The sequence below is a fragment of the Leucobacter sp. Ag1 genome (assembly GCF_000980875.1).
In the GTDB taxonomy this organism is placed as follows: Bacteria; Actinomycetota; Actinomycetes; order Actinomycetales; family Microbacteriaceae; genus Leucobacter; species Leucobacter iarius.
Genome location: NZ_LAYO01000110.1, coordinates 56,943 through 82,701, shown reverse-complemented (window position 1 = coordinate 82,701; position 25,759 = coordinate 56,943). Strand labels below are relative to the sequence as shown.

Sequence of the window (25,759 nt, the reverse complement as noted above, 5' to 3'; positions counted from 1 at the left end):
CGGCGCTCGGCCCGGATTCAGTTCCGGCCGAGCGCCGCTTCGTCTGCCCAGAGCACCGTTTCGACGCTGCCGCGCGCGCGACCGGCCGGCAGCGGCTCGGGATCGTCGGCGGAGCGCACTCGTGCGATCGCCGGAGCCTTCTCGGCGCCCGCGGCGAGCAGCCACAGGTGCTCGACCCGGTCCAGCGCCCGGAAACTCAGGCTGACCCGCTCGGGCGGCGGTTTCGGCGACTCGCGCACCGCGATCGCGAGCGGCTGCGCATCGTCGTCGCGGAGCAGATCGTCACGGCCGGGGAAGAGCGAGCAGAGGTGCCCGTCGGGGCCGACGCCGTTCAGCGCGAGGTCGATGCGGTCGAGCCCGGCGATCAGCCCGGCGTACGCCGCTGCCGCATCGTCCAGGCTCAGGCCGGCATCGGCGGCCGCGACGCGGTGCACGAGCGCGGGATCGAAGTCCACCGCTCCGAAGAGCAGGTCGTCGGCGAGCCGGTCGTTGCGCTCCGCGTCGCCGGCGGGGAGCCAGCGCTCGTCGCCCCAGAGCACGCGCACCCGTCGCCAGTCGACGAGACCGCGGTCGCGGTGCGCGGCGATGCCCGCGAGGGACGCCTTGCCCATGCTTCCGCCGGTGAGCACGAGCACCGGGATCCGACCGTCCTCCTGAGCGCGCCGCAGCACGCCGACGAGGCGTTCGACGATCCGTTCGGTGAGCGCTGCGGCGTCGGGTGCGGACTCGAAGCGGAGCCCGGCGGTCATCGCTCGCCCTCCGGCTGATCGGCGAGCAGCAGGGGAACGCCCGCGGTGAGGACGCGGCCGAAGAGCTGGTCGGCCTGCAGCAGACGCAGATCCTCGACCAGGCACTGCGCGCGACCGCGCCGGGGGATCGGGACCTCGAGGCGCGGGTGCCCGGGCTGCGTGATGGCGGCGAAGGTACCCCGCGAGCGCTCGATGACGGTGTCGGCGTCGTCGGAGTGGATCGTGACGGACTGGATGCCCCACTCGATACCCGCGGATTCCGGAAGGTCGAGCAGGCGCACCGGCACGCCGAGCTGCAAGCGCAGCCAGGCGCCGAGCAGCATGGTCGACGAGGAGTCGGGGGTGCCGCACACGGTGGCGCCCGTGATGCGCCGCTCGGGCGCGTTGTCGAGCGCGGCCGCGAGCTGCGCGCGCCAGAGCGTCACGCGGGACCAGGCGAGGTCGGTGTCACCCGCGCGGTAGCCCGAGGCGAGCTCCGTGAGGTGCGCGGCAGGATCCCGGAAGCCGCCGCTGTCGCTGATACGCCGCTGTGCGAGCCGGCCGAGCGGCGTGTCGATGGTGCGGCTGGGCCACACGTCGGACCACCACACGACCACGGGCGCATCGGCGAGCAATAGACCGCTGACGAGGCGTTCGGGATCCACGGCGACGGCACCGCGAGGGCGTAGGACGATGACCTCGCCCGCGCCGGCGTCGCGACCCACGCGGATCTCGGCGTCGAGCCCGCTGACCGGGACGTCGCCGATGCCGAGCTCGCGCTGACGCACGTCGCGGCTGACCTCGCCGACCCAGGTCGGGCGGTCCTCGCCCTCGGGCAGCGCGATCGCGATGATGCGCATGGGGTGCTCGCGGGACGCGAAGTTCGCGGCCGCGACCGCTTCTTCGAGCCCCTCGGAGGTGCTGAAGATCAGCAGCGTGAGCACGCGGCTGAGCGTGGTCGCTCCGCCCTCGGCGCGCAGCAGCACGAGACGCTTGCTGATCCCGCTGACGGTGGTGTCGGGCAGGGTCTCGATCACGGCATCCTCCAAGCGCGGCCGCTGCGACCGAGCATCCGCTCGGCGCTCGTCGGGCCCCATCCGCCCGGATGGTAGGGTTCGGGCGCTCCGCTCGTGCTCCAGGCCTCCTCGATCGGATCGAGGATCCGCCAGGAGAGCTCCACTTCGCGCTGGCCGGGGAAGAGCGGGGGCTCGCCCAGCAGCACGTCGAGGATCAGCCGCTCGTACGCTTCCGGACTGGCCTCGGTGAAGGCGTGGCTGTAGCCGAAGTCCATGGTGACGTCGCGGATCTGCAGACCGGGGCCGGGCACCTTGGACGAGAACCGGGTGGTCACGCCCTCGTCGGGCTGCACCCGGATCACGAGGGCGTTGTTGCCGAGCATCTCGGGAGCGACCAGCGGATCGACGGCCTTCTTGAAGACGATGGCGATCTCGGTGACGCGCTTGGCCAAGCGCTTGCCGGTGCGCAGATAGAACGGCACTCCGCGCCAGCGGGGCGTATCGATCCCGAGGGTGATCGCCGCGAAAGTCTCGGTCGTGGAGTGCGGGGCCATGCCCTCCTCCTCGAGGAACCCGGTGACGCTCGCGCCGCCCTGCCAGCCGCCGAGGTACTGGCCTCGCGCGGTGGTCTCGACGAGATCGTCGGGCAGCACCACCGACTCGAGCACCCGCTCCTTCGCCGCCCGCAGATCGTCGGCACCGAGGCTCGCGGGTCGATCCATCGCCGTCAGCGCGAGCAGCTGCAGCAGGTGGTTCTGGATCACGTCCCGCGCCGCCCCGATGCCGTCGTAGTAGCCGGCACGGCCGGCGACGCCGATGTCCTCCGCCATCGTGATCTGCACGTGGTCGACGTGCTCGGCGTTCCAGATCGGTTCGTAAAACACGTTCGCGAAGCGGAGCGCGAGCAGGTTCTGCACCGTCTCCTTGCCGAGGTAGTGGTCGATGCGGAAGACGTGCTCGGGCGGGAACACCGCGTCGATGGCGCGGCCGAGCTCCTGCGAGCTCTCGAGGTCGTGCCCGAACGGCTTCTCGATGACGACCCGGCGCCAGCTGTTCGACGGGGATTCGGCGAGGCCGACGTCGCGCAGCTGCGTGCTCACGGTCTGGAACGTCTTGGGCGGGATCGACAGGTAGAACGCGGTGTTGCCCCCGGTTCCACGATCCCGCTCGAGCTCGCCGAGCACCTCGGCGAGGCGCTCGTAGGCCGCGGCCTCATCGAAGGCGCCGGTGACGAAGCGGATCCCGGTGCAGAACTGCTCCCAGGTGTCCGGATCGAACGGGGTGCGCGCGTGCGCGTCGACGGCCTCGCGCACGACCTGCGTGAACTCCTCGTCGCTCCACTCGCGTCGGCCGAACCCGACGAGGGCGAAGCCCGGGGGCAGCAGGCCGCGGTTCGCGAGGTCGTAGATCGCGGGCAGCAGCTTCTTGCGGGCGAGGTCGCCGGTCACGCCGAAGAGCACGATGGCGCAGGGGCCGGCGACGCGGTCGAGTCGGAGGTCGTCGGGGGAGCGGAGCGGATTCCCGATCACGCAGAGGCCTCCTCGGTGCCCTGCGACGGCGCATCGGAGAACGCGGCCGCGATCGTGCGCGCGGCGGCGGCCGGGTCGGCGCAGCGCAGCGCGAACACCGGACGTCCGCGCTCGACGAGCACGTCGCGATCTCCGCGGGCCTGCGCAGCGATGAGCTCCCCGAAACCGGAGTCCGACTCGGCGATGGCCAGTTCGGGCTCTGCCGCGTCGAGGATCTGCAGGAAGACGCCCACCGCAGGGCCGCCCTTGTGCAGCTGCCCCGTGGAGTGCAGGAAACGGGGACCCCAGCCGAAGGTGACGGGGGCCAGGAGCCGTTCCGCCGCGGCGGCCCGGAGCGCGTGCAGCGCCTCGGAAGTGCCGCCCTCGCGGTCGAGATAGGCCTGGATCGCGAGGTAGCCGGCCGGGCCGACGGCGGCGCGGAGCGACGCGATGAGCTCGGCGATCGTGGCCGGGAGGGCGCCCGAAGGTGCGGCGAGCACCTCGATGCCGAGATCGGCGGTGCCGGAGGAGTCGCCGATCGCACCGATCGCCGGGATCGTGCCGTGCGCATCGTCGAGGGCGGCCCGAGCAGCGACCTTCGCCGACTCGACGTCCGGCTGGTCGAACGGGTCGATCCCCATGAGGAAGCCGAGGGCGGCGGTCGCGACCTCCCAGGTGAGCATCTGGGCTCCGAGGGGACCGGACGCCGAGAGGTCGAGCCGCGGCGCGGACGGGACCTCACCGTTATCGACGGCGCCGACGGTGACGCCGAGCGCGGTCGTCGGGAGGCCTTCGACGAGCTCGGGGGCGGCGGGATCCAGCACGACGGGGAGCACGCCCTGTCCCGATTTGCCGGTCGATTCGGCCACGAGCTGTTCGATCCAGTCGCCGAGCCCCCAGCGGGCATCGGCGGCCTCGGCGATGGCCAGCGCGAACCGCTCGGGAAGCCCCACGGCGATCGCGGCGGCGAGCTGCAGCGCGGGGTTTTCGGGTGCATCGGTCGCGAGCGCCTCGCGCACGCCCTCCGCCTCGGCGACGAGCGCGGCGACATCGGCGCCGGCGAGCCCCGAGGGGACGAGCCCGAAGGCGGTCAGCGCGGAGTACCGGCCGCCCACGTTCGGGTCGGAGATGAACACCCGCTGCCCCGCGTCGCGCGCGGAGGCCTCGAGGGGGGAGCCGGGATCCGTCACCACGACGATGCGATCCGCGGGATCGATGCCCGCGTCGCGGAACGCCTGGGCGAAGGTCGCGCGGTGGCTCCGGGTCTCGATGGTGGATCCGGACTTGGAGCTCACGACGACCGCGGTCCGCGCGAGGTCGCCCGAGAGCGCGCGTCGCACCTGGTCCGGGTGCGTCGAGTCGAGCACGACGAGCCCGACGCCGTCGTGCCGGGTGATGACCTCGGGTGCGAGGCTCGAACCGCCCATGCCGCACAGCACGATCCGATCGATGCCGCGCGAGGCGAAATCGCTCCGCAGTTCGGCGATGCCGCTCAGCAGCTCCGCGGCCCGAGCCGAGGCATCGGTCCATCCCAGACGGATCCGTGCCTCGGCCTCGGCCTCGGGCCCCCAGATCGCGGCGTCGTGCGCCGCGATCCGGCTCGCGATGCGGCCGGAGACGAGGCGCTCCAGGAGCGCCTCGACCGAACCGTCGGCGGCAGCACCCGCGGTGCCGCCGGGTTGGTCAGCCAGTGGGCTGCCGTTCGGCTCGTCGGCCGAACGCTCGCGCGTCAGAGGTTGCCCGTTCCCCATCCGCACGACCGGGTTCACCGCACGTCCTCCCGAGCGGCGCTCAGCGCGCCTCTGACGGTCTCGACGAGCTCCGCCCAGGACACGTCGAACTTCTGCAGACCCTCGACCTCGAGCAGCTCGGTCACCTCCGCGTAGTCGACGCCCTGCGCGTCGATCGCGTTGAGCACCTGATCCGCCTCGCGGTAGGTGCCGCTGACGGTGTCGCCGCGGACCTCGCCGTGGTCGGCGACGGCCTCGAGGGTGGCCTCCGGCATCGTGTTGACGACGCCGGGCGCGACCAGGTCGATCACGTAGAGCGTGTCGGGCAGCGCGGGATCCTTGACGCCCGTGGACGCCCAGAGCGGACGCTGGGGGTTGGCACCCGCCGCGCGCAGCAGCGCGGCGCGCTCGGAGGCGAAGGACTGCTCGAAGACCTCGTAGGCGAGGCGTGCGTTCGCGACGCCCGCGGCGCCGGTGAGCGCCAGGGCCTCGTCGGTGCCGGCGGCACGCAGCCGCGCATCGATCTCGGTGTCGACGCGCGACACGAAGAACGACGCGACCGAGTGGATCGTCGACAGGTCGATGCCGGCCTCGCGGGCCCGCTCGAGCCCGGTCAGGTATGCGTTGATCACCTGGCGGTAGCGCTCCAGGCTGAAGATCAGGGTCACATTGACGCTGATACCGGCCGCGATGGTCTCGGTGATGGCTTCGAGGCCCTCGACCGTCGCGGGGATCTTGATCATCGCGTTCGGCTTGCCGACGCGCTCCCAGAGCTGCTTCGCCTGCGCCGCGGTGCCCGCGGTGTCGCGGGCGAGACCCGGCTCGACCTCGATCGAGACCCGGCCGTCGAGGCCGTTCGATGCGGCGTAGACGTCGGCGAAGATGTCGCAGGCGTCGGCCACGTCGGCGGTGGTCAGCTCGAAGATGGTCTCGGTGACGTCGAGTCCGCGCCTCGCGCAATCGGCGATGCGGGAATCGTACCCGTGGCCCTTGGCGAGCGCGTTCGCGAAGATCGTCGGATTCGTGGTCACGCCGACCACGTTGCGCGAGCCGATCAGCTCGACCAGGTTGCCGCTCTCGATGCGCGAGCGCGAGAGGTCATCGAGCCAGATGCTGACGCCGGCGGTGCTGAGCTCGGCGGTGGGTGATGCGTTCATCGTTCGGTCCTTTCAGCGGGTCAGACGGCGGCGACGGTCTCGCGCGCGGCGGAGACGACGGCCTCGGTGGTGATCCCGAACTCGCGGAACAGGGTCTGGTAGTCGGCGGAGGCGCCGAAGTGCTCGATCGAGACGGAGCGGCCGCGGTCGCCCACGTAGCGCTCCCAGCCGAGCGAGAGGCCGGCCTCGACGCTGACGCGCGCGGTGACGGCCGCGGGCAGTACGCTCTCGCGGTACTCGGCGGTCTGCTCGGCGAACCACTCGAGGCAGGGAGCGCTGACGACGCGCGCGCCGACGCCCTCGGCGGCGAGGATCTCGCGCGCCTCGACGGCGAGCTGCACCTCGGAGCCCGTCGCGATGAGCAGCACGTCGACGGTGCCCGTGGGGGAGTCCGCGAGCACGTAGGCGCCGCGACGAACGCCCTCCGCGGCCTGCTCCGCGGTCGCGAAGTCGCCACCGCGCGGCAGCACGGGGACGTTCTGGCGGGTCAGTGCGATGCCGGTGGGGCCCGCGTGGCGGGTGAGGATCTCGTGCCACGCGACCGAGACCTCGTTGGCGTCGGCGGGGCGCACCATCGCGAGGTTCGGGATCGCGCGGAGCGTGGCGAGCTGCTCGATCGGCTGGTGCGTCGGGCCGTCCTCGCCGAGGGCGATCGAATCGTGGGTCCAGACGAAGACGCTCGGCACGTTCATGAGCGCCGCGAGACGGACCGCGGGACGCATGTAGTCGCTGAAGATGAGGAAGGTGCCGCCGTAGCTGCGCGTCTTGCCGTGCAGCTGGATCCCGTTGAGGATCGAGCCCATGGCGTGCTCGCGGATGCCGAAGTGCAGCACGCGCCCGTAGTCGTTGCCGGTCCAGGCGCCGGTCGAGTGGTGGGCGGGCACGAAGGATGCCGCGCCGGCGATGGTCGTGTTGTTGGAGCCCGCGAGGTCGGCCGAGCCGCCCCACAGCTCGGGCATCACGGGGCCGAGCGCGTTCAGTACCTTGCCGCTCGCCGCGCGCGTCGCGATGCTCGTGCCGGGCTCGAACTCGGGCAGCACCTCGGCGGCCTCGGCGGGCAGCTCCTGCGCCTCGACGCGGTCGAACAGCGCCTTGCGCTCGGGGTTGGCCGCGGCCCAGGCGTCGAAGTCGGCCTGCCAGGCGGCCCGCTTCTCAGCGCCGCGGGCGACGGCCTCGCGGGTGTGCGAGATGACCTCGGGGGCGACGGCGAAGCGCTGTTCGGGATCGAAGCCGAGCACGGTCTTGAGTCCGGCGAGCTCCTCCGCGCCGAGGGCGGAACCGTGGATCCCGCCCGTGTTCTGCTTGCCGGGCGAGGGCCAGCCGATGATGGTCTTGAGGATGATGAGGCTCGGCTTTCCGGTCTCGGCCTTGGCGGCCTCGATCGCGGTGTAGAGCTCGGCGACGTCCTCGACGTAGGATCCGGTCTTCTTCCAATCGACCTCGATGACCTGCCAGCCGTAGGACTCGTAGCGCTTCGCCACGTCCTCGGAGAAGGAGATGTCGGTGTCGTCCTCGATCGAGATCTGGTTGGAGTCGTAGATCGCGATCAGGTTGCCGAGCTCCTGGTGGCCCGCGAGCGACGACGCCTCGCTGGTCACGCCCTCCTGCAGGTCGCCATCGCCGGCGACGACGTAGATGAAGTGGTCGAAGGGGCTGGTGCCCGGAGCGGCCTCGGGATCGAAGAGCCCGCGCTCGTAGCGCGCCGCGTAGGCGAAGCCGACGGCGGAGGCGAGGCCCTGGCCGAGCGGGCCGGTGGTGATCTCGACGCCCTTGGTGTGCCCGTACTCGGGGTGGCCGGGGGTCTTCGAGCCCCAGGTGCGCAGCGACTCGAGATCCTCGAGCTCGAGGCCGTAGCCGCCGAGGTAGAGCTGCACGTACTGGGTCAGGGACGAGTGCCCCACTGAGAGGATGAAGCGGTCGCGGCCCACCCAGTCGGCGTCGGCCGGATCGTGCCGCATCACCTTCTGGTGCAGCAGATACGAGACCGGGGCGAGGCTGATCGCGGTGCCGGGATGGCCGTTGCCCACTTTCTCGACCGCGTCCGCGGCCAGCACACGAGCGGTGTCCACCGCGCGATCGTCGAGTTCATCCCACTGCAGTTCGTTTGCCAATGCCCAGCCTCTCGGAACCGTTGATTGCGCGAAGGCCGCGCAGACCGGGTCCCAGCTTACCGCGGCTCGGGATATCATTGAGAGCGATGTCCACCGAGATCGCAGCCCCCGAACAGCTCCACGAGCCGCGTCAGCGGCCGGGATTCCGCCGTACCGTGAAGGCATACGTGTCGCTGACCAAGCCTCGCGTCATGGAGCTGCTGCTGGTGGTGACGATCCCGGCGATGTTCCTCGCGCAGCGCGGAGTGCCGAACCTCTGGCTGGTGCTGGCGACGCTCATCGGCGGCGCCATGAGCGCCGGCTCGGCGGGCGCGTTCAACTGCTACATCGACCGCGACATGGATCGCAAGATGAAGCGCACCAAGAATCGTCCGCTCGTCACCGGCGAGATCTCGGACCGCGGCGCGCTGATCTTCTCCTGGGTGCTCGGCATCCTGTCGGTCGCGTGGCTCTGGGCCACGACCAACTGGCTGGCGGCGGCGCTGTCCGCCGCCGCGATCTTCTTCTACGTCGTGATCTACACGATCGTGCTCAAGCGCCACAGCGAGCAGAACATCGTGTGGGGCGGCATCGCCGGCTGCTTCCCGGTGCTCATCGGCTGGGCCGCCGTCACCGGTTCGCTCGACTGGCCGGCGTGGGTCTTCTTCCTCGTCATCTTCCTCTGGACCCCGGCCCACTACTGGCCGCTGTCCATGCGCTACCGCGAGGACTACGCCGCCGCCGGCGTGCCGATGCTCGGCGTGGTGCGCGGCCGGGTCACCGTCGGCCTCCAGGTGATCCTCTACACCTGGGCGACCGTCGTAGCGAGCCTGCTGCTCATCCCCGTCGCCGACATGGGCCTCCTCTACTCGATCGCGGCGACCGCGTTCGGCGCCTACTTCATCGTGCAGGCGCACCGCCTCTACGCGCAGGCGATCCGCGGCAAGGAGGGCAAGCCGATGCAGGTCTTCCACACGGCGAACCTCTACCTCTCGGTGCTCTCGCTCCTCATCGCGGTGGACGCGCTGCTGCCGTTCTGATCCCTCGCCCGCATCACGCGGCGCGATCGAAGCCCATCGTGTAGGCCTTCGCCGCGGTCCGGATCAACGGCGTCCGCATCGTCGTTCCGATCGAGGCCCGCAGCGCCGTGTGCTCGAGGCGGCCGCGCGGGCGACCCAGCGCGGTGTTGAGGCCCGCGATGCGGGCCGCGGTCCTCGCCGAAGCCAGGCGCTGCCGCTCCCACCGGACCAGCTCACGATCCTGGTCGTCGTCCAGGCGCAGACGCGCGGCGAGGATCGGGGCGAGCCCGGCCGCGTCGAGCAGGCCGAGGTTCATTCCCTGCCCGCCGATCGGGCTGATCTCGTGCGCCGCGTCGCCGATCGCGAAGAGCCTGCCGCCCGCGTCGAGCCGCATCCGGTCCAGCAGCGCGCGGCGGATCCGGAACACGGAGACCGCCTCGAACGCCGGAACCGACGCGGCGTCGCCCGAACGCTCCGCGACGGCTCGCCGCAACCGCTCCGAGGCACGCGCGGCGTGCCCGGATCGCCCATTCCCTGAGTCCTCGAGACTGGCACCGCCCACGTCATCGGGTTCTGCTCCGAATCCGGCCACGAATCGACGACCGCCGCCCGCCAGCGGAAAGGACTCGAGCACCCCGCGAGGATCGAGCGCAATGACGGCTGTGCGGTCGTCGCCGCGCCGATCGAACGCTTCCGCGGAATCCGACATCAGGAAGCGGTCGGGATACTCGCGGGCGGCGAGGCGCGCGTACGGCAGCGCGAGCACCCGGCCGGCGGCGCCGGTCGCGAGCACGACGGCGCGCGCGGTGAGTTCCTGCTCCTGCTCGTTCCGCACGATCTCCAGGACGACCCGGTCGGGGTACGGCACGACCGATCGCACCTCCGCGTCGAAGCTCGGCTCCGGAGCATCGAGCGATACGGCGTGCTCGGTCGCGGACTGGGGGACCGAGACCGCGAAGGGAAAGCGACGCCCGGGCCTCGCGAAGTCGAGGACCGCGAGCCGGCGGGGTCCGTCGTAGGCGAGGCCCCGTTCGACCCGCGCGGCGAGCGCCAGCAGGAGTTCGGTCGCGCCGGACGGCTCGAGCGCGGCGAGCGCGGGCGGGTGCAGACCGATCGCGCGGCCTCCCTGAGGAGGTACCACGCCGGGCTCCGCGGGTGCGCTCCGGCGCTCGACCAGCAGCACGTCGATGCCCTGCCGGGCGAGCTCCGAGGCGAGGAAACGCCCGCTCGGGCCCGCGCCGACGACGATCGCCTCGTGATCGACGCGGGCGGTCATCGGGGCGCCCCGGAGAAGCGGCGCACCGCGAGCAGGCGGAACCGGCCGACGGTCTCCACCCGCCACTCGGCGGGGAGCCGCGCGGTGAGCTCGGCGGGGGTGTAGCTCCGTCGGATGCTCCGCAGCCCGTCGACCCGGAGGAACGTGCCCGGGGCGACGGGGAGCGCCGCGACCGAGAACGCCGCGTAGGCGAGCCGCCCGCGGGCGATGTCCGAGTGGACGCAGGCGCGCGCGGCGAGCGCGCTCGAGTCGTCGATCAGCGCGTCGAAGGATGCCTCGTCGAGGTGGTGCAGCACGTGGTTCGAGACGACGAGGTCGAAGGTGTCGCCCGAGCGGCGGATCTCCGCGCTCGTCGCGCACGTGAACCGGACTCCGGGGGTGCGCGGCCCCCGACCCGCCGCGTCGAGTGCGCGCGGATCGGGGTCCACGCCGAGCCCATCGATCGCGAAGCCGTCGCGTCGGGCCAGTCGTGCCAGCCGCCGGAGCACATCGCCGCCGCCCGATCCGATGTCGAGCACGCGCGCGGGCGCCTCCGTCGCGGCGAGGATCGGTCTGAGCAGCGTGCGGTAGACCGCGCCCCACCGCGACACGGCGCCATTGACGAGGCCGAAGCCGCGCAGCGTCCGCTGCAGGCGGCGGGGATCGCAGTCCGGGTCGTCCATCAGCTCCGTCAGCGCCTCGTCACGCTGTGCGAGGCCGGGGCCGGGCGGCTTCATGCCCGCTGATCCGCGCGTGTGCGCCGCACGAATCGGGCCGTCTCGACGGTCAGCCCCGGCCCGAAGCACAGACCGGCGATCCGAGCGCCGTCGGCGACCTCGGCATCCGCGAGGATCCGCTGCAGGATGAACAGGATCGTCGCGCTCGACATGTTGCCGAAGTCGCGCAGGATGGCGCGGGAGTGCGCCAACGCTCCGTCGCCGAGACCGACACCGTCCTGCACGCGGTCGAGCACGCTCCGACCTCCCGGGTGCACGGCCCAGACGTCGATCTCGGTCAGCGGATCGGCGTCCGCCCCGATCATCGACTCGACGACGCCGGCGATCTCGCGCCCGATGATCCGGGGCACGTTCGCGGTCAGGCGCATCTCGAATCCGCGATCCCCGATCGTCCAGTCCATGTCGGCCTCGCCTTCCGAGGTGATCGCCGTGGAGAAGTCGCCCACCTCCAGCGCTTCGCTCCGTCTCGCCGGGGCCGACGAGACGATCGCGGCGCCCGCACCGTCGCCGAACACGGCGGACGCGACGATCTGCTCCGGATCGCTCGACGACCGGATATGCAGCGAGCAGAGCTCCGTGCAGACCACGAGCACGACGGATCCGGGTTGCGCGGCGCAGATACGGGCGGCCGCGCGGAGCGCCGGGAACGCGGCGGCGCAGCCCATGAATCCGATGTGCGTGCGCTCGGCGCTCGTGGGGATCCCCAACTGACGCACTAGCAGGTAGTCGGGGCCGGGCGCGAAGAACCCGGTGCAGGAGGCGGTGACGACGTGTGTCACCTCCGCGGCCGTGTAGCCGGAGCGTTCGAGGGCCTCGCGCGAGGCGGCGGCGCTGAGCAGCGGCGCCTCCCGCCGATAGAGCTCGTTGCGAGCCCCGGTCGACGGCGCGCGCAATGTCGCCCCGTCCTCGGTGAACAGGTTCTCGCCGGCTCCGAAACCGCCGATCACGGAGTAGCGGTTGTCGATGGCGGAGGAGTCGAAGGCCGCTCCGATCAGTCGGGCGGTCAGGCGGTCGACCCCCGGTTGCGCCGCGAAGAAGTCGCGGGTGCTCGGCTGCGGCAGCCGGGATTCGGGGACTGCGGTGCCGATGGCGAGGATCTGAGTGCTCATGGACTCATGAAACGCCCGATCGCTCCGGATGGGAAGCCCCTGACAGCGGATGCACGGCAGCCGATAGTCGCTCGCCGAGCTGGAGTCAAGGGGGTGCCGCGAAAGCCCACGGGTTCGGAAACTTGAAAGAGGTCGGCGGTCGGCCCGGGGGAACCACCTCCGATCGGGCGCGGGCCCGACGCGCCCGATCGGGCCGTCCCGGCTGTTCGAGGGAGAACCACCGTGAACACCTCACCCAACCGCATCGTCGGAGGCATCTTCGGCGCCGTCTACCTGCTCGTCGGCCTGCTCGGCTTCGCCGTGACCGGGGGAGTGGGCTTCATCGCGACGAAGGGCGGGCTGCTGCTCGGGCTCTTCGCGGTGAATCCGCTGCACAACATCGTCCACCTGCTCATCGGCGCGGCGCTGCTGCTCGCCGCGTTCGCCGGTGTTCGCGCGGCGAAGGGCGCGAACGGGACGGTCGGCTTCGTCTACCTGCTGGTCGGCATCGTCGGCTTCTTCATCGCGGACACGGCGGCGAACATCCTCGCGCTGAACACCGCGGACCACGTCCTGCACCTGGCGAGCGCGCTGGTCCTGATCGTGGTGGCACTGGCCGCAGACCGGGAGGTCTCGGGATCGGGTGCGGGGCTGACACCGTCGCCCGCGCCGTGAACGGGACGCTCTGGTCGTCGCTCGCGGGGGTCGGTATCGCGCTGATCCTGTGCGCGACGGCCGCGGGCAGTGGGATCGCGGTCGCGATCCCACTGCTCGTCCTCGCAGCGGCGCACCTGGGATGGGCGGTCATCTCCCTGCGTCTCGGCCGGATCGCGACTCCTCGGATCGCCTGCTCGGTCGCCGCGGTCGAGGTGCTGCTGGCCGGCGGGATGCTCATCACCGGACTGATCGGCTTCGTCCCGTTCCTCGCCCTGGCCGGCCTCAGCTGGAGCGTGGCGGCCGTCGCGGCGATCGCGCTGCGCCGCGGGCGGCGGGAAGCTCCCGCCGCTCCGCTGTCTCGCGGGCGCCGGCCGGGTGCGTTCGTGCTCGTGCTCGTCGCAGAGGCGCTCGTCGTCGCCGCGGTGACGACACCGGCACTCGCGCTCTCGACGCCGGGCGAATTCGCGCTGCCGCACGGCGAGTCCCATCAGGGGCACTGATGAGCCACGCCGCGCACGGATCGGCTCGGGGACGCACGCGGGCGGCAACCCCCTGGCGCCGATCCGAACGCACTCATATCCTGGCGCCATGAACGGCATCGAGATCCTCACCGACCTGACCCGGCGGCCGCTCGACGCGGCGGAGCATCTGCGCGAGCGGCTGACTCCGGAGCTGCTCAACGCTCACCCGCATCACGACAACTCGATCGCGTGGCTGCTCTGGCACGCGGCGCGAGAGATCGACGAGCAGCTCTCAGCGCTCTCCGGGCGCGAGCCGGTCTGGACCGCGGACGGCTTCGACCGCCGCTTCGGGCTCGCGACCGGCGCCCACGAACTCGGCTACGGCCACAGCGCCGAGGAGGCGCGCGCGATTCGAGCGGACGACGCGGACCTGCTGCTCGACCACCTGGGCGCCGTGGTCGCCGCCCAGCTCGCCTACCTGTCTGAGCTGGACGAAGCGTCGCTCGCGCAGATCGTCGACGACCGCTGGGACCCGCCGGTGACGCGCGGCTCCCGTCTCGTCAGCATGTCGGCGGACGCACTCGAGCACGTGGGCCAGGCGGCGTACATCGCCGGAATGTCCCGCGACGCGTTCGAGGGAGGACGCGCGTGAGCGAGCACGGCGACGTCGCACCGGTGGCCCAGCTGGACCTGCAGCGCTACCTGGGGCTGTGGTTCGAGATCGGGCGCCTGCCGCTGCGCTTCGAGGACGACGATGCGATCCGCGTCACCGCGGAGTACTCGCTGCACGAGGACGGCACGATCCGAGTCGACAACCGCTGCATCGACGGCGAGGGGGTCCCGACGCAGGCCGTCGGCCAGGCGGAGCCGGTCGAGGGCCACCCAGGCCGGCTGCGGGTGACGTTCCTCCCCGCCGGCCTCCGATGGATCCCGTTCACCCGCGCCGACTACTGGGTGCTCCGTATCGATCCCGAATACCGGATCGCGCTCGTCGGCACCCCGGACCGCACCCACCTCTGGTTGCTCGCACGCGAGCCCGAGCTCGATGCGGCGACGGTCGCCGACTACGCCAGTACGGCACGCGCCCAGGGCTTCGACCTGACACCGTGGATCCGGACCGAGCAGACCGGGACCCCGGTCTCGGACGGTGAACTCGAATCGGGTCGTCAGGCGTGAACGCGCTCGTCCGACGTGCGACCGCGTGGGCGCTCCGGTTGCGGCTGGTCCGCGCGTTCCTGCTCTACACCGAACGCCGGGGCGCGATGCTCGCCGACAGCATCACCTACCGGGCGCTGTTCAGCATCTCCGCTGCGGTGCTGCTCGGGTTCTCGATCGCGGCGCTCTGGCTGGGCGGCGACCCCGAGGCCATGCGGGCGCTGCGCGACGCGCTGGAACGGGTGATCCCCGGGCTATCGAAGGTCGTCGACCCGACCTCGATCTCCGCACCGGTCGGCTTCAGCATCGTCGGCGCCCTGTCGCTCGTCGGTCTCGTCGGCGCAGCGATCAGCGCGATCAGCAGCCTGCGCACCGCGCTCCGAGTGCTGGCCGGAGAGGAGCACGACGACGGCTTCTTCCTCTGGACCCTCCTGCGCAACCTGCTGGTCGGCATCGCATTCGGCGGCCTGCTCGTCGCAGCAGCGGCGCTCAGCGTGCTGGCGTCGGCCGGCGTCGAGAGCGTCAGCGGGGTGCTCGGCTTCTCGCCGCGAAGCGGTGCCGCGATCGCGTTGTCGCGCGCACTGGGCATTGTGATCGTGTTCGCGATCGACGCCGCGGCGGTCGCGCTGGCGTTCCGTGTCTTGTCCGGGGTGCGCGCCCCCGCCCGCACCCTGTGGGCGGGCGCCGCGCTCGGCGGAGTTGCCTTGACCGTGCTGCAGGAGCTGTCGGGGCTCTTCGTCCGCGGAGCGACCGCGAACCCGCTGCTGGCGACGTTCGCCGCGCTCGTCGCGCTGCTGCTCTGGGTGAATCTGTCCGCGCAGGCCATCCTCATCGCGAGCAGCTACATCATCACGGGAGTCGCCGAGGCGCGCGACCGCGTGCGCCAGAAGTTCGGTGCGGAGACGCTCGCCCAGCGCCGACGTCAACAGGCCGAGGACCGCCTGCACGCCGTGCAGCAGGAGCTGCGGGCGGCGCAGGAGGCCGAGCGCGCGGAGCGGCAGGCGATCAGCGGGACGAACGAGTCCCGGGAGTCGGGCGACTGAGCTTCCGCACGCCGACGACGACGAGCAGGAGCACCAGGACGATCATCGCGCCCAGGCTCGTCGAATAGAGCGGGGCTTCGAGGCGCTGCACGGCCTCGGAGTCCCAGTCGGCGTAGGTATCGCCGATCGAATTCAGATTGGCGAACGAGAACATGAAGTAGGCGGGGCCGCCGAGTACCAGCAGTGCCAGGTAGATCGCCGCGAGCGCCCAGGCAGGGAGCTCGCTGGACTTGAGCGCGGCGAACGCAGGGCCGGCCGCCGCAGCGACGGCCAGCACGATGAAGATGCCGCCGGGAACGAGCGCGCGATCCTGCTCGGCCTGTTGCATCGCGTCCAGCGTCCGGTCCAGCGGTTCGTGGCTGGCCGCGACGAGACCCCAGTCGTTCATCACCAGGAGCCCGAAGATCCCGAATGCGAGGACCAGCAGGGATCCTGCGGCGGCGATCGCGATGCGCACGCGGGGGTCCTTCAGTCGTTCGCCGCGACAGGCCGCTTCAGCCGCAGCACGACGATGGTCATGGTCGCCGCCGTGAGCGAGGCGAGCACCATGTGCACGCCGACGGCCAGCGGGGGCAGGCCCGAGCGCGACTGGTAGACGCCGACGATGATCTGCACGATGAGGAGGCCGAGCAGCGCGGCGGTCCAGCGGCGGGGGCGGAGCTCGCGGGTGATCGCCCAGCCGAAGAGCACGGCCACGAGGGCGAACGAGATGTAGCCGGGCCACGCGTGGACGTGCGCGAGGATCGAGGCGTCGAGCCCGTGGCGCTGGATGTCGGCGTCGCCCGAGTGCGGGCCGGCGCCAGTGGTGAGCACGCCGACGACCACGAGGATCGCCATGACGAAAGTGGTGATGTGCGTGAGGATCGCGAAGGGCTTCGGCACGGCGCGCTCGCGAGCACCGGGCGCATCGTACATGCGCGCGATGTACGCGGCGGTGAGGCAGACGAGCACGAGCGAGACGATGTAGTGGAAGCTGACGAGGTTCGCGTTCAGGTGCAGCCAGACGATGACGCCGCCGACGAGGGCCTGCAGCAGGACCAGCGCGAGCACGACGACGGACATCGTGAAGAGGTCCCTGCGCACCGCGCGGATGCGCCAGCTGAGGATCGCGACGAGGATCGCGAAGACGAGCAGCGGGCCCGAGATGGTGCGATTGCCGAACTCGATGAGCGAGTGGTAGCTCAGCTCGTCGGTGGGGACCAGCGATCCGGCGGTGCAGAGCGGCCAGGTGGGGCAGCCGAGGCCGGAGCCGGTGAGGCGGACCGCGCCGCCGGTCGCGATGATCGTCGCGTTCAGCACGAAGGACACCCACGCGGCGATGCGCAGGAAGCGCGAGGCGCGGAATGTCGGACCCGCCGCGGGCGAATCGGATGCGGGGGAGACGGTGCTCGCGCTCGACACGGTTGAATTCCTCTCGATGCTGGGAACGAGCGGACCGGGTTCGTCGAACCGCGGCGCACCTCTCCCGTTTTCACAGCGAGTCTGTAGAATGGTGAGTTGAGGTTGCGTGCGGCGACCCGGAGCGCGGTGCCCAGCACCTGCGGTCTCGGGGTCACGGCCGCTCACGGCCCAGACTACTGCACCGCTGCAGGGAACTCGCAGGGCGCGGTCGCGCTCCGAGGGCCGGATCCCTCCGGTCTCGCGTCGGGTTCCCGCGCGGAGACGATCGAGGGATGGAAGCCATGCCAGAGGTGCTGATTGACCGGCCCGAGCTCGAGGGCTTGGGCGTATACGAGTTCGGCTGGCACGACGCCGATGAAGCCGGCGCTGCGGCGCAGCGCGGCCTCAGCGAAGCCGTCGTGCGCAATATCTCGGCGCTCAAGAACGAGCCCGAATGGATGCTGCAGCGACGCCTGAAGGCCCTGCAGATCTTCGACCGGAAGCCGATGCCGGGCTGGGGCGCCGACCTCTCCGAGATCGACTTCGACAACATCAAGTACTTCGTGCGCTCCACCGAGAAGCAGGCGACCTCCTGGGAAGAGCTTCCCGAGGAGATCAAGGAGACCTACGAGCGCCTCGGCATCCCCGAGGCCGAGCGCCAGCGCCTCGTCGCGGGCGTCGCCGCCCAGTACGAGTCCGAGGTCGTCTACCACCAGATCCGCGAGGATCTGGAAGAGCAGGGCGTCATCTTCCTCGACACCGATACCGCGCTGCGCGAGCACCCCGAGATCTTCGAGGAGTACTTCGGCACCGTCATCCCGTCGGGCGACAACAAGTTCGCCGCGCTGAACACGGCCGTCTGGTCGGGCGGCTCCTTCGTCTACGTCCCCAAGGGCGTGCACGTCGAGATCCCGCTGCAGGCCTACTTCCGCATCAACACGGAGAACATGGGCCAGTTCGAGCGCACGCTCATCATCGCCGACGAGGACAGCTACGTCCACTACATCGAGGGCTGCACCGCTCCCATCTACAAGAGCGATTCGCTGCACTCGGCCGTCGTCGAGATCATCGTGAAGAAGAACGCCCGCGTGCGCTACACGACGATCCAGAACTGGTCGAACAACGTCTACAACCTGGTCACCAAGCGCGCCGTCGCCGAGGCGGGCGCGACCATGGAGTGGGTCGACGGCAACATCGGCTCCAAGGTCACCATGAAGTACCCGTCGATCTACCTGACCGGCGAGCACGCGAAGGGCGAGACCCTCTCGGTCGCCTTCGCCGGCCCCGGCCAGCACCAGGACACGGGCGCGAAGATGATCCACCTCGCACCCCACACCAAGTCGTCGATCCTCGCGAAGTCGATCGCGCGCGGCGGCGGGCGCACCGGCTACCGCGGCGAGGTCCGCGTCGAGGCGAGCGCCCACCACGCCGCCAACTCGGTCGTCTGCGACGCGCTGCTCGTCGACACCATCTCGCGCAGCGACACCTACCCGGCCATCGACATCCGCACGGACGATGCCGAGCTCGGCCACGAGGCGACCGTCTCCCGCGTGAGCGAGGAGCAGCTGTTCTACCTCATGAGCCGCGGGCTCGCCGAAGAAGAGGCCATGGCCATGATCGTCCGCGGCTTCATCGAGCCGATCGCCCGAGAGCTGCCCATGGAGTACGCGCTCGAACTGAACAAGCTCATCGAGATGGGCATGGAAGGATCCGTCGGATAATGACGAACGCTGCAGCAACGATGGACCCCGCTCAGCACGGCGCAGTGGCGCACTCGGACGGCGGCTGGGACCGCAAGATCCCGGTGCAGACCCGCTCCGATCGGTTCACCTCGACCGATGTCGCCGATTTCCCGCAGGTCACCGGCCGCGAGGCGACCTGGAAGTTCGCACCCATCGCGAAGTTCCAGGGCCTGCTCGACGGTGCGCTCGACGGTTCGCGCCTCCCGGTGTCCGTGACCGAGGTCGCCGGCGTCTCGAGCGAGTGGATCGCCCGCGACGACGCGCGCATCGGCCGCGCGGGCACTCCCGAGGAGCGCGGCGCGGCGAACGCCTGGACCGCGTTCGGCGAGGCGCACCTCGTGACCATCTCGGGCGACGAGACGGTCACCGCGATCGTCCGCCGCGACGCGCTCGATCACGCGGAGCGCGCCGCGCACACCGTGATCGAGGCCGCCCCGCAGTCGCAGGGTCTCGTGATCCTCGAGAACGCGGGCGACGCGAACCTCACCGAGAACGTCGAGATCGTCGTCGGCGACGGCGCGAAGCTGACCGTGGTCAGCGTCCAGCAGTGGGACGACGAGGCGATCCACCTCGCCAGCCACTACGCCACCGTGGGCCGCGATGCGTCGCTCACCCACATCGTGGTGTCGCTCGGCGGCTCCGTGGTGCGCCTCAACCCGTCGATCCACCTCGACCACGAGGGCGCCAACGGCGAGGCGCTCGGCGCCTACTTCGCCGATGCGGGCCAGCACCTCGAGCACCAGGTCTACATGGATCACGACGCTCCCCACACCCGCAGCCGCGTCACCTACAAGGGTGCGCTGCAGGGCGAGGGCGCGCACACCGTGTGGATCGGCGACGTGCTCATCCGGCAGAACGCCGACGGCACCGACAGCTACGAGCAGAACCGCAACCTCGTGCTCACCGAGGGCACGCGCGCGGACTCGATCCCGAACCTCGAGATCGAGACCGGCAACATCGAGGGTGCGGGCCACGCCTCCGCGACGGGCCGCTTCGACGACGAGCACATCTTCTACCTCCAGAGCCGGGGCATCTCGGCCGAGGAGGCGCGCAAGCTCGTCGTCCGCGGGTTCCTGTTCGAGGTGATCGCTCAGATCGGCGATGCGGCGACCGAGGAGCGTCTCCACGAAGCCGTCGAAGCGGAGCTCGCCGCGAGCGTGCGCTCGTGACCCGACAGAAGGCCCTGGCGCTCGCCGATCTCACGCAGGACCAAGCGGTCCGCGTCGAGATCGACGGCGTGCCGATGGCGGTCGTGCTCGACGGTCAGGGTGAGGTGCACGCCATCGGCGATACCTGCACCCACGGCCAGATCAGCCTCTCCGAGGGGTTCGTCGAGGACGACACGCTCGAATGCTGGGCTCACGGCTCGGCCTTCTCGCTCCGCACCGGCGCCCCGCAGAACCTCCCGGCCTACGAGCCGGTTCCCGTCTTCGTCGTCGAAATCGAAGACGGTGACGTGTACATCGATCCCACTGTTACGAAAGAGATTTGAACCATGGCCTCCATTCTTGAGATCAAGGACCTCCACGTCAGCGTCGAGACCGACCAGGGCGCGAAGCAGATCCTGAAGGGCGTCGACCTGACCATCCGCCAGGGCGAGACCCACGCCATCATGGGCCCCAACGGCTCGGGCAAGTCCACCCTCGCCTACGCGATCGCGGGCCACCCCCGCTACGAGGTCACGAGCGGCTCGATCCTGCTCGACGGCGAAGAGGTGCTCGAGATGAGCGTCGACGAGCGCGCGCAGGCGGGCCTGTTCCTCGCCATGCAGTACCCCGTCGAGATCCCGGGCGTCACCAACGCCAACTTCCTCCGCACCGCGAAGACCGCCATCGACGGCGAGGCGCCCGCCATCCGCACCTGGATGAAGGACGTCAAGGCCGCGATGAAGGACCTCCGCATGGATTCCTCGTTCGCCGAGCGCAACGTCAACGAGGGCTTCTCGGGCGGCGAGAAGAAGCGCAACGAGATCCTCCAGCTCGAACTGCTCAAGCCGAAGTTCGCCGTGCTCGACGAGACCGACTCCGGTCTCGACGTCGACGCGCTGAAGATCGTCTCCGAGGGCGTCAACCGCGCCAAGGAGAACACCGGCCTCGGCGTGCTGCTCATCACGCACTACACCCGCATCCTGCGCTACATCAAGCCCGACTTCGTGCACGTCTTCGTCGACGGCCGCGTCGCCGAGCAGGGTGGCCCGGAGCTCGCGAACCGTCTCGAGGAAGAGGGTTACGACCGCTTCCTCACCGTCGAGGCGTAAGCTGCGAGCATGAGCGATACCGCCACCACCACGTCGATCGACCCGGAGTTCCGGGAGCAGGCGCTCGAAGCGCTGAAGGACGTCTCGGACCCCGAGCTCGGCGTCAACATCGTCGACCTGGGCCTGATCTACGACCTGGCCTTCGACGACGAGCACGACGCGCTGGTCATCAGCATGACGCTGACGAGCGCCGGTTGCCCGCTGACCGACGTGATCGAGAACGACATCGCCGAAGCGCTCGACGGCCTCGTCACGGCCTTCCGCATCAACTGGGTGTGGATGCCGCCGTGGACGCCGGAGCGGATCACCGACGACGGTCGAGATATGATGAGAGCTTTGGGCTTCGCGATCTGATTCGCGAGCCGGCTCAGTGCGGAGGCCCGGGACGAGGAGACTCGTCCCGGGCCTCCGCACGCAGATTCCAGTTCAGGAGAGAACAGCATGATCACCGTCGAGGATCTCGCGATCGACGTCGGCGCCCGACGCCTCATGTCGGGAGTGACGTTCCGGGTGAACCCGGGCGACAAGATCGGCCTGGTCGGACGCAACGGCGCCGGCAAGACGACGCTCACCCGCACCCTGTCGGGTGAACTGCAGCCCGCCGAGGGCAAGATCACCATCTCGGGGGAGCTCGGCTTCCTGCCGCAGGACCCCCGCACCGGCGATCCCGAGCAGATCGCCCGGCACCGGATCCTCGACGCCCGCGGGCTCGGCACGCTGCAGCAGAACATCGAGAAGGCCACCGAGGACATGGCCTCCGACGATCCGGCCGTCGCCGAGAAGGCGATGAAGCGCTTCGGCAACCTGACCGACCGCTTCCAGGCGCTCGGCGGGTACGCCGCCGAGTCCGAGGCCGCCTCGATCTCGCACAACCTCGGTCTGCCCGACCGGATCCTCGACCAGCAGCTCAAGACGCTGTCGGGCGGTCAGCGCCGCCGTATCGAGCTCGCGCGCATCCTCTTCTCGGACGCGGACACGATGATCCTCGACGAGCCGACGAACCACCTCGACGCCGATTCGATCGTGTGGCTGCGCGAGTTCCTCAAGAACTCGAAGGCCGGCGTCATCGTCATCTCGCACGACATCGACCTCGTGGGCGAGACGGTGAACCGCGTCTTCTACCTCGACGCGAACCGCCAGGTCATCGACATCTACAACATGAACTGGAAGCTCTACCTGCGCCAGCGCGCCGCCGACGAGGAGCGCCGCCGCAAGGAGCGCGCCAACGTCGAGAAGAAGGCCACCGCGCTGAAGGATCAGGCGGCGAAGTTCGGCGCGAAGGCGTCGAAGGCCGCGGCCGCGCACCAGATGGTCGCGCGCGCCGAGCGGATGCTCTCGGGCCTCGACGAGGTCCGCCAGGTCGAGCGCGTCGCGAAGCTCCGGTTCCCGGATCCCGCGCCCTGCGGCAAGACCCCGCTCATGGCCGAGGGGCTTTCGAAGTCCTACGGCTCGCTCGAGATCTTCGCCGGCGTCGACCTCGCGATCGACCGCGGTTCGAAGGTCGTCGTGCTGGGACTCAACGGCGCGGGCAAGACCACGCTGCTGCGCCTGCTCGCCGGCGTCGACGAGCCCGACACGGGCGAACTCGTCGCGGGGCACGGCCTGAAGGTCGGCTACTACGCGCAGGAGCACGAGACGCTCGACGTCAAGGCGAGCGTGCTGCAGAACATGATCTCCGTGTCGCAGCACCTCACCGAGACCGAGGCGCGACGCGTGCTCGGCTCGTTCCTGTTCACCGGCGACGACGTGCACAAGCCCGCCGGCGTGCTGTCCGGTGGCGAGAAGACCCGACTCGCGCTCGCGATGCTCGTGGTGTCCAGCGCGAACGTGCTGCTGCTCGACGAGCCCACCAACAACCTCGACCCGGCCAGCCGAGAGGAAGTGCTCGATGCGCTCGCGCACTTCTCGGGCGCGGTCGTGCTGGTCTCGCACGATCCGGGTGCCGTCGAGGCGCTCAACCCCGAGCGCGTGCTGATCATGCCCGACGCGACCGAGGACCACTGGTCGAAGGAGTACCTGGAGCTCATCGAGCTGGCGTAGGGGCATACTAGGCTCTCGGTGTGGAAAGTACGCAGGAAGCATCGCGAGCGGCCCCGGTCGCCGCGACGGCGCGGAGTACCATCGGTGTCGCGGTCTACGGGACGACCCTGGTCGGCGTCGGCGCGGCAACGGTCTTCCTCGTGTACTCCTTCTACGCAGTGCCTGAGGATCGCTGGGGGATCGGGTGGGGCTTCGGCCTCGTCTGGTTCCCGGCGCTGCTCGGTTCGCTGCTGCTGGGCATTCTCATCGGGCTGATCTGCTGGCTCGGCTCACGTGCGCGTCGCGTCGGTCGGGGCGATACGGCAGCGGGGAGCGCGGAGCGGCCGCTCGCGATCCGCACGGGCCTCTGGTCCGGAGGCAGCGTACTCGCCATCTCCTGCGGCCCGCTGCTCGTCGAGCAGCTCCTGCAGCCGAGTACCGCGTACGGGAACCACGTCGGCGCCTTCGCGCCGTTCTTCCTCGCGGCGGTCGGAGCCGGCCTGGTCGGCGGGATCGGAACCTTCGCTCTGCTCCCGCTCATCCCGGTCGGCGCGGGAGGGTCGGAACGGATCCGGTCGGTGGCCGCCCTCGGGGCCGGCCTCGGAACCGCGATCATCGGAGGGATGCCGACGGCGCTCGCCCTCTCGTTCGCCTCCTCGGCCGGGCTCGATCTCGCCTTCGGGCTGGGATTCCCGCTCGTCGTCCTCGCCCTGTTCCTCCTGAGCGCGGGCTTCGTTCGGGCGCAGACCCGGCGGAAACCCCCGGCTCCCGCGCTCCGGACCGGCTAGCGCCGCTCGCGCGGGCCGAGCCGCCCGATGACGAATGCGGCACCCTCCGCCTGCATGCCGTTGCGGTAGTAGGACACGTGGCCCTTCTCGTCCAGCGAATCGCTGGCCTGGCAGACGAAGTCGTTCTTGACGCAGTAGTCGCGGATGCGGTCTGCGAACGGCGCGAGCACGCCGGCACGACGGGGGAGGATCCCGCCGACCTTCTCGGTGAAGGTGCCGACGTCGTAGGGCTCGCCGCCCGCGAAGCGGGGATCCCCGTAGAGGACGACGGCGAGCACGCGTTCGCGCGCCTCCGGGCTGAGCTGCCCGACCGTCTCGCCGATCAGCCGGTCCTTCGGATCCGCGAGCGCGTCCCCGATGACGAAGGCGCCCTGCGAATACCCGAGCAGGATCGTCCGCTGATCGGGGCAGTGCTCCGCCTGCACGTTGAGCTGATCGATCAGCCGGCGCACGCCCTCGGTGCCGCCCTCGTTGATGTCGGTGTCCGCCGGGTAGAACAGGTCGACCGTGAGCATCTCGCCGGGGCGCGCCTCGGCGATGCGACGAGCGACCGGGGTGACGAGCTGGTTGCCCACGGGCTCGCCGGTGCCGCGCGCGGTGATCACGAGGTACGCGGTGCAGTACTCGGGCTGGGCGACTGGCTCCGGGTGCTTCTTCGCGTCGAACTTCTCGGCGGCCTTCGGGGGAGCGGCGGGCTCCGTCACCTTCGACAGCGAACTCCGGGTCGCCTGCGCGTCGGGCTCGGGCGCGCAGGCCGAGAGCGCCGGCGGCAGCAGCACGGCCAGCCCCAGTACCGCGGCGAGCGCCGCGCGGCGGCTGCGGACAGGCCGCACCCGGCGGCCGCGCACGGTCGAATCCATCGCGCGGTCACGCATCGAGCATCGCGTCTTCCTCATCGGCGTCGCTGGGACCGCGTCGCTGCTTCCGTCGTGCACTGCGTTCGTCCTGGCGTCGCACGGTCTCGCCGTCGGCGTTCAGCGTGCGGTACTCCTGCCGCGCGGCGTAGCCGACGCCGATCAGGGCGATCAGGATGAAGACGTACCACTGGAGCGCGTAGGAGAGGTGCGGGCCCTCGTCGAGCTCGGGCTTCGGCGGAAGGGTTCCGGTCTTCGCGCTCGGGTTCTCCGAGATGAGCTGGCCGTAGGACGCGGAGTAGACCTCCCCGGTCACTCCCGCGAGCTCGACAAGCTCGGGCACGTCGATGCTCGCGACGGTGTGGCCCGTGCTGCTGCGCCCGGCGATCGAGGGCTCGCTCGCGCGGAGCCGCGCCTGCACCTCGATCTCGCCCTCGGGTCCGCGCGGCAGATCCTTCGGAACGGCCTGGTTGCCGTCGACCGGCACCCAGCCCCGGTCGATGAAGAAGACGCGGCCGTCGTCGAGCTTGAACGCCTGGATCAGGTCGGAACCGACGCGACCCTCGCCCGGGCGGTTGCGTGCGAGGTAGGTCTCGCCGATGTACTCGCCGCGCAGCTCGACCGGGTGCCACTTCATGCGGTCCTCGTCGAACTTCGCGGGATCGGTGACGATCTCGTCGATCGGAACCGCGGTGGCGGCGTAGTTCGCGTCGAGCCGGTTGATCTCGGCACGGGCCTCGGCCCGTCGCTCGAACTGCCAGTTGCCGAGCAGCACGCAGGCGACGGCGAAGATCACGAACAGCGCGAAGTAGCCCAGCCAGCGGCGGCTGCGGAGGAAGCTCCACCCGATTTCGGCGGTCATCGGTCGCGGTCCTCCGCATCGTCGAGCTCGCTCACCGGCACGACCGCGAGCGGGAAGTCGCGCGCGGCGAGGAAGTCGCGCAGCACCTCCAGGTGCGCATCGCAGGCCAGCCAGGTCTTGCGGCGGTCTTCGGAATGGATCTTGGGGTTGCGCCAGCGGATCGCGCTCGTCGCGGCGTCGGCGCAGCCGGCGCGCGAGCAGGTGAAACGCATG

The 25,759-nt window shown here is 70.6% G+C and carries 27 protein-coding genes; 13 read left to right on the top strand and 14 right to left on the bottom strand.

What is annotated here, in order from left to right:
- Nucleotides 1–17: 17 nt before the first annotated feature.
- The 6 genes from pgl to tkt are packed head-to-tail and all read right to left on the bottom strand — an operon-like array spanning nt 18 to nt 8,250.
- The gene (gene pgl / locus XM48_RS15230) at nt 18–749 is read right to left on the bottom strand and encodes a 6-phosphogluconolactonase (RefSeq protein WP_046456688.1); all 732 of its coding nucleotides are present in this window, start codon (nt 747–749) and stop codon (nt 18–20) included.
- A complete protein-coding gene (locus XM48_RS15225; RefSeq protein ID WP_046456687.1) occupies nt 746–1,765 on the bottom strand; it encodes a glucose-6-phosphate dehydrogenase assembly protein OpcA in 1,020 nt (339 codons plus the stop codon). The genes pgl and XM48_RS15225 overlap by 4 nt, the downstream gene beginning before the upstream one ends.
- The gene (zwf, locus tag XM48_RS15220) at nt 1,762–3,273 is read right to left on the bottom strand and encodes a glucose-6-phosphate dehydrogenase (protein WP_046456686.1); all 1,512 of its coding nucleotides are present in this window, start codon (nt 3,271–3,273) and stop codon (nt 1,762–1,764) included. Before zwf ends, XM48_RS15225 begins: the two co-directional genes overlap by 4 nt.
- A complete protein-coding gene (locus XM48_RS15215) occupies nt 3,270–5,021 on the bottom strand; it encodes a glucose-6-phosphate isomerase (RefSeq protein WP_231580918.1) in 1,752 nt (583 codons plus the stop codon). The genes zwf and XM48_RS15215 overlap by 4 nt, the downstream gene beginning before the upstream one ends.
- Nucleotides 5,018–6,139, bottom strand: coding sequence for a transaldolase (gene tal, locus XM48_RS15210; protein ID WP_046456685.1), 1,122 nt, complete (start codon nt 6,137–6,139; stop codon nt 5,018–5,020). Before tal ends, XM48_RS15215 begins: the two co-directional genes overlap by 4 nt.
- 20 nt (nt 6,140–6,159) lie before the next feature.
- On the bottom strand, nt 6,160–8,250 hold the full coding sequence (gene tkt / locus XM48_RS15205; RefSeq protein WP_046456684.1) for a transketolase: 2,091 nt from the start codon (nt 8,248–8,250) through the stop codon (nt 6,160–6,162).
- A gap of 86 nt (nt 8,251–8,336) precedes the next feature.
- On the opposite strand from tkt, the gene XM48_RS15200 reads away from it, so the two are divergent.
- Nucleotides 8,337–9,269 (top strand): heme o synthase, encoded by a 933-nt coding sequence (locus XM48_RS15200; RefSeq protein ID WP_046456683.1) that lies wholly within the window; start codon nt 8,337–8,339, stop codon nt 9,267–9,269.
- Between the two features lie 13 nt (nt 9,270–9,282).
- Here XM48_RS15200 and XM48_RS15195 read toward each other — a convergent pair whose 3' ends face one another.
- Genes XM48_RS15195 through XM48_RS15185 form a run of 3 tightly spaced genes read right to left on the bottom strand, consistent with a single transcriptional unit; the run spans nt 9,283 to nt 12,349 of the window.
- Nucleotides 9,283–10,524 (bottom strand): NAD(P)/FAD-dependent oxidoreductase, encoded by a 1,242-nt coding sequence (locus XM48_RS15195; RefSeq protein WP_046456682.1) that lies wholly within the window; start codon nt 10,522–10,524, stop codon nt 9,283–9,285.
- Nucleotides 10,521–11,240 (bottom strand): methyltransferase domain-containing protein, encoded by a 720-nt coding sequence (locus tag XM48_RS15190; protein ID WP_046456681.1) that lies wholly within the window; start codon nt 11,238–11,240, stop codon nt 10,521–10,523. Before XM48_RS15190 ends, XM48_RS15195 begins: the two co-directional genes overlap by 4 nt.
- Entirely contained in the window at nt 11,237–12,349 is a 1,113-nt protein-coding gene (locus XM48_RS15185) for a type III polyketide synthase (protein ID WP_046456680.1), read from the bottom strand. The genes XM48_RS15190 and XM48_RS15185 overlap by 4 nt, the downstream gene beginning before the upstream one ends.
- A 222-nt stretch (nt 12,350–12,571) precedes the next feature.
- Here XM48_RS15185 and XM48_RS15180 point away from each other — a divergent pair, with 222 nt between their 5' ends.
- From XM48_RS15180 to XM48_RS15160, 5 genes are all read left to right on the top strand, one after another.
- The gene (locus XM48_RS15180) at nt 12,572–13,003 is read left to right on the top strand and encodes a DUF4383 domain-containing protein (RefSeq protein WP_046456679.1); all 432 of its coding nucleotides are present in this window, start codon (nt 12,572–12,574) and stop codon (nt 13,001–13,003) included.
- Nucleotides 13,000–13,485: a hypothetical protein gene (locus XM48_RS17150; protein ID WP_052961558.1), complete on the top strand. Its 486-nt coding sequence runs from the start codon at nt 13,000–13,002 to the stop codon at nt 13,483–13,485. Before XM48_RS15180 ends, XM48_RS17150 begins: the two co-directional genes overlap by 4 nt.
- Before the next feature lie 88 nt (nt 13,486–13,573).
- The gene (locus tag XM48_RS15170) at nt 13,574–14,098 is read left to right on the top strand and encodes a DinB family protein (RefSeq protein ID WP_046456678.1); all 525 of its coding nucleotides are present in this window, start codon (nt 13,574–13,576) and stop codon (nt 14,096–14,098) included.
- Nucleotides 14,095–14,622 carry a lipocalin family protein gene (locus XM48_RS15165; protein WP_046456677.1) on the top strand — a complete coding sequence of 176 codons (528 nt, stop codon included), beginning with the start codon at nt 14,095–14,097 and terminating at the stop codon, nt 14,620–14,622. The genes XM48_RS15170 and XM48_RS15165 overlap by 4 nt, the downstream gene beginning before the upstream one ends.
- Nucleotides 14,619–15,644 (top strand): YihY/virulence factor BrkB family protein, encoded by a 1,026-nt coding sequence (locus tag XM48_RS15160; RefSeq protein WP_231580917.1) that lies wholly within the window; start codon nt 14,619–14,621, stop codon nt 15,642–15,644. The genes XM48_RS15165 and XM48_RS15160 overlap by 4 nt, the downstream gene beginning before the upstream one ends.
- On the opposite strand, the gene XM48_RS15155 is transcribed toward XM48_RS15160, so the two are convergent.
- Nucleotides 15,607–16,101 carry a hypothetical protein gene (locus XM48_RS15155; RefSeq protein WP_046456675.1) on the bottom strand — a complete coding sequence of 165 codons (495 nt, stop codon included), beginning with the start codon at nt 16,099–16,101 and terminating at the stop codon, nt 15,607–15,609. The genes XM48_RS15160 and XM48_RS15155 overlap by 38 nt on opposite strands.
- A gap of 11 nt (nt 16,102–16,112) precedes the next feature.
- A complete protein-coding gene (locus XM48_RS15150) occupies nt 16,113–17,045 on the bottom strand; it encodes a heme A synthase (RefSeq protein ID WP_231580916.1) in 933 nt (310 codons plus the stop codon).
- 281 nt (nt 17,046–17,326) lie between these two features.
- On the opposite strand from XM48_RS15150, the gene sufB reads away from it, so the two are divergent.
- The 7 genes from sufB (at nt 17,327) to XM48_RS15115 (ending at nt 23,830) form a co-directional block, all read left to right on the top strand.
- Nucleotides 17,327–18,745, top strand: a complete 1,419-nt coding sequence (gene sufB, locus XM48_RS15145) for a Fe-S cluster assembly protein SufB (RefSeq protein ID WP_046456766.1) — start codon at nt 17,327–17,329, stop codon at nt 18,743–18,745.
- Entirely contained in the window at nt 18,745–19,935 is a 1,191-nt protein-coding gene (gene sufD, locus XM48_RS15140; RefSeq protein ID WP_046456674.1) for a Fe-S cluster assembly protein SufD, read from the top strand. Before sufB ends, sufD begins: the two co-directional genes overlap by 1 nt.
- Nucleotides 19,932–20,258, top strand: a complete 327-nt coding sequence (locus XM48_RS15135; protein ID WP_046456673.1) for a non-heme iron oxygenase ferredoxin subunit — start codon at nt 19,932–19,934, stop codon at nt 20,256–20,258. The genes sufD and XM48_RS15135 overlap by 4 nt, the downstream gene beginning before the upstream one ends.
- A 3-nt stretch (nt 20,259–20,261) precedes the next feature.
- Entirely contained in the window at nt 20,262–21,023 is a 762-nt protein-coding gene (sufC, locus tag XM48_RS15130) for a Fe-S cluster assembly ATPase SufC (RefSeq protein WP_046456672.1), read from the top strand.
- A gap of 9 nt (nt 21,024–21,032) precedes the next feature.
- The gene (locus tag XM48_RS15125; protein WP_046456671.1) at nt 21,033–21,377 is read left to right on the top strand and encodes a metal-sulfur cluster assembly factor; all 345 of its coding nucleotides are present in this window, start codon (nt 21,033–21,035) and stop codon (nt 21,375–21,377) included.
- Between the two features lie 87 nt (nt 21,378–21,464).
- Nucleotides 21,465–23,063, top strand: coding sequence for an ABC-F family ATP-binding cassette domain-containing protein (locus tag XM48_RS15120; protein WP_046456670.1), 1,599 nt, complete (start codon nt 21,465–21,467; stop codon nt 23,061–23,063).
- Nucleotides 23,064–23,083: 20 nt separating this feature from the next.
- Nucleotides 23,084–23,830: a hypothetical protein gene (locus tag XM48_RS15115; RefSeq protein ID WP_046456669.1), complete on the top strand. Its 747-nt coding sequence runs from the start codon at nt 23,084–23,086 to the stop codon at nt 23,828–23,830.
- Here the strand turns inward: XM48_RS15115 and XM48_RS15110 are convergent.
- The 3 genes from XM48_RS15110 to XM48_RS15100 are packed head-to-tail and all read right to left on the bottom strand — an operon-like array spanning nt 23,827 to nt 25,758.
- Nucleotides 23,827–24,705: a cutinase family protein gene (locus XM48_RS15110; RefSeq protein WP_231580915.1), complete on the bottom strand. Its 879-nt coding sequence runs from the start codon at nt 24,703–24,705 to the stop codon at nt 23,827–23,829. The genes XM48_RS15115 and XM48_RS15110 overlap by 4 nt on opposite strands.
- Nucleotides 24,698–25,546 carry an SURF1 family protein gene (locus XM48_RS15105; RefSeq protein ID WP_046456668.1) on the bottom strand — a complete coding sequence of 283 codons (849 nt, stop codon included), beginning with the start codon at nt 25,544–25,546 and terminating at the stop codon, nt 24,698–24,700. Before XM48_RS15105 ends, XM48_RS15110 begins: the two co-directional genes overlap by 8 nt.
- Nucleotides 25,543–25,758 carry a hypothetical protein gene (locus tag XM48_RS15100; RefSeq protein ID WP_046456667.1) on the bottom strand — a complete coding sequence of 72 codons (216 nt, stop codon included), beginning with the start codon at nt 25,756–25,758 and terminating at the stop codon, nt 25,543–25,545. Before XM48_RS15100 ends, XM48_RS15105 begins: the two co-directional genes overlap by 4 nt.
- Nucleotide 25,759 lies beyond the last annotated feature (1 nt).